The sequence below is a fragment of the Sphingomonas sp. STIS6.2 genome (genome assembly GCF_000732685.2).
Classification (GTDB): domain Bacteria; phylum Pseudomonadota; class Alphaproteobacteria; order Sphingomonadales; family Sphingomonadaceae; genus Sphingomonas; species Sphingomonas aerolata.
In genome coordinates this window covers 1-5,195 of sequence record NZ_JPDP02000019.1, presented here as the reverse complement: position 1 = coordinate 5,195, position 5,195 = coordinate 1, and the positions used below count along the sequence as shown (strand labels likewise).

Genomic DNA, 5,195 nt, shown 5'->3' with positions numbered 1-5,195 from the left:
TTTGCTTTAAGTGGTAACGAGCGTGACCTAATTGGCTTCTCGGTCATACATGGTCAAGCGGAAGCGCAATTGGCTGCGCTCGCCAAAATGACGGCAGACAACCCCCGTCAGCAGGCGAACATAGCTGCACTGCGGCGTGCGATCGCTCTACGGTTCGCCAGCATGGAGCACACGATCGAACTAGGTCGTACAGGACATAGTGATGATGCCCGACAGATTATTGTAAGTCCCGCCACGCAAAATCTCACCTCCGCGATCACTACATTGGCCAAACGTGTGAATGACGAGGAAGCACGTCTTCTCGTTCAGCGAGAGCGCCGCTCGCACGACCAGGCAAGTCTTGCACGCGCTGTTCTAGTCGGCAGCGCGCTGGTCATCCTGATCTTAGCGGCGCTCGTCTGGTATGATCGACTTTTGCAGCTACGCGCCCTGCGCGACGCCAACGAACTGTTGGCAGCCGATATACGTAAACGCGAGCTGGTCGAAGCGCAGCTTCAACTGCTTGCAACGAACGCTACCGACGCCGTCTTCAGACTCGGCCTCGATGGCCGGTTTCAGTATGCCTCGCCTTCCACCAAACAGGTATTCGGGATTGAGCCTGCACGCGTGATCGGTCGAGATGTCAGCTGGGGCATCCACCCCGATGACCGCGCGGCCGTGGTATCGGCCATGGAACTGCTTGCCTCTGGGGCGAACGAACGCCTGCTCATTACTTATCGGTCTGCCCAGCCCGATCTGCCCGAGACATGGCGATGGGTGGAATCTAACGCAGGCGTGGTCCGAGATCCTAGCGGCCAGCCGACTGAAATCATCGCTTCGCTTCGCGACATCAGCAAGCGTAAGCAGCTTGAACTCGACCTGGAAGCAGCCCGTCTGCGAGCCGAAACCGCGGCTCATGCGAAGTCGACCTTTCTGGCGAACATGAGTCATGAGATCCGCACGCCGATGAACGGCGTCATCGGCTTCACTGAGTTGCTACTCTCTAGCGAGCTACCCTGCGAGCAGCGTCGCCAGGCAGAGTTGATTGCCGATTCCGGCCGGGCGATGATGCGGCTGCTCAATGACATCCTCGACTTGTCAAAGGTTGAGGCGGGACAGATGCGGATTGCCGACGAACCGTTCGATCTTCGCCATACCCTACGTGCCTGCGTGCGCCTCGTTACGCCAGCAGCGGAACAGAAGGGGCTGGTCCTTGATGTGAATATTGATGACGCGTTGCCAACGACGATCAGAGGTGACGGCCTGCGCTTGCGTCAGATCATCCTGAATCTGCTGGGCAATGCCACAAAGTTCACTTTAAACGGCGGGATCACGCTGCGCGTCCGCCCGATCAGCGGTGAAAGCGCTGGTGGCGCGGCGCTGCTGATCGAAGTGGAGGATACTGGGATCGGCGTCGCACCCGAGCGGCGAGCGGCGATCTTTGAGACGTTCGTGCAGGCGGAAGCGACAACTGCGGGGCGCTTTGGAGGGACTGGCTTGGGCCTCCCTATCAGCGCCCGGCTTGCCGAACTGATGGGCGGCCGCTTGGTGCTGGACGACGCGGACCGTCAGGGAGCGCGCTTCGTGCTTTCGCTGCCGCTGGTCCCTTGTGACGAGGATGAGGCCCGCATTCCCATACGAGCGACGGAAGCCATCACAACCGTCAACCCTCTTCGTCCCGACCCGGCCGGGTCCCCACCTCGCATCTTGGTGGCCGAAGACCATGACGTGAACCAACTGCTGATTACCGCCATGCTGCAGCAGCTTGGCTATGACCCCAGTATCGCTGCCGATGGAGGTGAGGCAATTGCTATGGTCGAAGCGGCGCGTGCCGAGGGTCAGCCCTATGCTCTGGTGCTAATGGACATCCAGATGCCCGTTATGGACGGCCCCGAAGCTACGCGCCGTCTACGCGCAGAAGGTATAAGCGCAGACGAGCTTCCAATCATCGCGCTGACTGCCAACGCTTACGCCGATGACGTATCAGCTTGTCTAACCGCGGGCATGCAGGCGCACCTGGCCAAGCCGGTTACCCTTGCTGGCCTGGACGGCATGTTGAGCCAATGGATGAGACGCGCTTCCGTGGTTGCTCCAATCACGTCGCCTAGAACCGTGCAGCCAAGTGCCAGGGTGCGAGGGCTTTACGAAGTTCGCAAAGGCGAAGCGCTGCAAACGCTCGCCGATATGGTAAAATGTGGACAATTCTCTGACGTGGAGCTCGATCGCGTAGCTGGCATGCTACACAAACTCGCCGGTACGGCTGCCATGTTTGGCGAAGCGACGCTCGGCGATGCCGCGCGTGCGCTGGAAGATGGCATAACCGAGTGGAGCTCCGAAACCCGCATCGATCAAATTCGCTCTGCCATTGATACGATCCGCAAAGCAGCATGAAAGCGAAGTTTGATATTAGCGTCGACGTCGAGCGCAGCTTGGTACGAATGACGATGTCCGGGTTCTTTTCGAGTGAAGATATTGCGCAGTTTGTCATCGCACGTGACGAAGCGCACCACCTGTTACGATGCCGTGCAAATGAGCATCTGACGCTTGTCGACATTCGTGAGATGGACATTCAGGCGCAGGACAGTGTCGTAGCGTTCCAACGCGTTCTGGCCGATCCAAGCAAGGTATCAAAGCGGCTTGCCTTCGTTGTTGCACGATCGTTGGCCCGTATGCAGATTAAACGAGCCGCTGATAGTCGCGATGCGAGCTACTTCTCAGAGGTTGATGAAGCAGAGCATTGGCTTTTGCACGGGTAACTTTTGCGGTATTGCGAAATACCATGCTTAGCGACATCGGCCGTCTCATCTCATCTCGCCTATCTATCGGAATATTAACTAGCGTTACCATAACCGGTTACGCGGACCAAACATCGGGAAATTGTTAATCTAGTCAATGCATTATGGTCGGATGAACGGCTCTTTGTCATCCGTATTCGCGTGCATTCGTCACGCGCACGACGCCCGCCTCATGGTTGTTGCAGGCGTGGTCTGCGCTGTTGGTATCTACGCCTCGTTCGCGCTCGCCTATCACGCGGCGCGCCATGAGGGACGGTTGCGGACCTATTGGGGGCTGGTGAGCATCGTCGCCAGCGGCTGTACCGCGTGGGCGACGCATTTTATCGTACTACTGGCCTTTAAGCCTGGCATGCCCGCGGCATTCGACCCGGTGTTAACGTTCATCTCGTTGTCTTGCGCGATCATCGGCATTGGAACGGGCGTCTCTATTGCAATACGCGCACGCGGAACCGCTAGACAGTTTATTGCAGGCTTGGTTGTCGGTGTCGGTGTCGTGACACTTCATTATGTCGGACAAGCCGCTTATCTGGTGCAAGGGACGGTTTCCTGGGACCTTGGCCTAGTGCTGCCATCGATCGTTGCCAGTATGCCTATTTCGGGACTGGCGATGGTGGCAGCCGCTAGCCGAAACCGTCGTATCCGTGCCAGCGCAGCGCCGCTGCTGCTCTTCTCGATCGCGCTCCTCCACTTCTGTGGCATGGCAGCCATAACGTTGCATTTTGATCCTGCCGCACGCTTCCCTGCCGACACGGTGTCGCCCAAGGCGATCACACCGGTGGTGGCCGGCGTATCTCTCGCGCTCATCCTGCTGGCCGTTCTCGGCTGGCGCTTCGACATCGCGGCCAAAGCGCGTCTTCGCCGCGATCGTCGTCGATTACGCGAACTCGCAGACGTTGCCTTGGAAGGGCTGCTAATCTGTCAGGGCGATGAGATCGTGACAGCTAATATGAGTGTCGAACGTCTTTCTGGCTATGAGCCAGGCTTGTTGTCGGGCAGCTTCGTGAGCTCGCTTCTGCCCGGACTCGATGTAGCAAGCCTACCCGAGCGCGAGGAACGCGAAGTCCAACTCATCGATGCCGTCGGGCAAGCGGTGCCGGTTCGGGTGCTGCGCCAGGAAGTTGCGCTCGGTCACAAGATCCAAACTGTCATCGCCGTCCGCGATCAACGCGAGCGCCTCAGAACTGAAGCACAGATTCGTACGCTTGCCTTTAGCGATCCCCTGACGGGGCTTCCCAACCGAACACGCTTTTTCGATCTCCTCGCAGTCCACGCAGCATCACGGCGCGAACGCGATCAGGCATTTGCCGTGCTCATGCTCGATCTCGATCGGTTCAAGTTGGTCAATGATACACTGGGTCACCCAGCTGGCGACCTGATACTGGCGATGGTTGGTGATCGTCTGAGCACAACGTTACGCGAAGGTGACGTCGTGGCACGCCTCGGCGGCGACGAGTTTGCGGTTTTGCAACTTACTGCTGGCGACCCGGAGGCGGCTGCAGCGCTCGCGACGCGCATCATCAGGGCGATTGAAGCGTCTCCGTTCATGCTCGATGGTCAGTCCCTCTATCTCGGTGCCAGCGTCGGCATCGCCATTGCTCCAAATGACGGTGACGATCCAGCAGAGCTCATGCGTAATGCGGATCTCGCACTGTATGCCGCCAAAGCAGACGGCAAGGGGGTGTGGCGCCGGTATGACGTGTCGCTCGACGACAAGGTTCAAAAGCGGCGGACGCTTGAGGCGGGCCTGCGACGCGCGTTGATTGAGGGGCAGTTCGAGCTTCATTACCAGCCCCTGATGGACGCACGAACGGGCCAGATTACGTCAGCGGAGGCTTTGGTTCGCTGGAACCACCCCGAACGCGGCATGATTCCACCGATCGAGTTTATCGGCCTGGCAGAGGAAACAGGCCTAATTTTACCACTTGGCGATTGGGTACTGCACACGGCCTGCCTCGAAGCAGCAACCTGGCCGAACGACATCAGCGTTGCCGTGAATCTATCACCGGTTCAGTTTCGCGAACGCTCGCTTGTGGCCAATGTCTCTGCGGCACTGGCAGCTGCCAACCTATCTCCCCAGAGACTCGAGCTTGAGATTACGGAAGGTGTTTTGCTCACTGACGAGGAACGAACGCTCGCAACGTTGAATGAGCTGAAGGCGTCTGGCGTCCGGATATCGATGGATGATTTCGGGACTGGCTATTCGTCGTTGAGCTACCTGCGAAAGTTTCCGTTCGACAAGATCAAGATCGATCAGTCATTTGTTCGCCAGATACCCCAGGATCCCGAAAGTGCCGCCATTGTGCGTGCCATCATTACGATGGGCACATGCCTGGGGATGTCCACCACCGTAGAGGGCGTCGAAACGTTGGAGCAATTCGACTTCTCGGTCGCGGAAGGGTGCGACACGATTCAAGGATATCA

General features: G+C 58.4%; 3 protein-coding genes. All 3 read left to right on the top strand.

Annotation, left to right across the window (positions count from 1 at the left end; translation table 11 throughout):
- Positions 1-2,370, top strand: a 2,370-nt coding sequence (locus tag sphst_RS02830; protein WP_159043482.1) for a hybrid sensor histidine kinase/response regulator, incomplete at its 5' end; no start/stop codon positions are given.
- On the top strand, positions 2,367-2,735 hold the full coding sequence (locus sphst_RS02825; RefSeq protein WP_031393851.1) for a hypothetical protein: 369 nt from the start codon (positions 2,367-2,369) through the stop codon (positions 2,733-2,735). The genes sphst_RS02830 and sphst_RS02825, both read left to right, overlap by 4 nt.
- A gap of 151 nt (positions 2,736-2,886) precedes the next feature.
- The coding region (locus sphst_RS02820; RefSeq protein WP_031393852.1) for a bifunctional diguanylate cyclase/phosphodiesterase at positions 2,887-5,195 on the top strand (2,309 nt) is incomplete at its 3' end.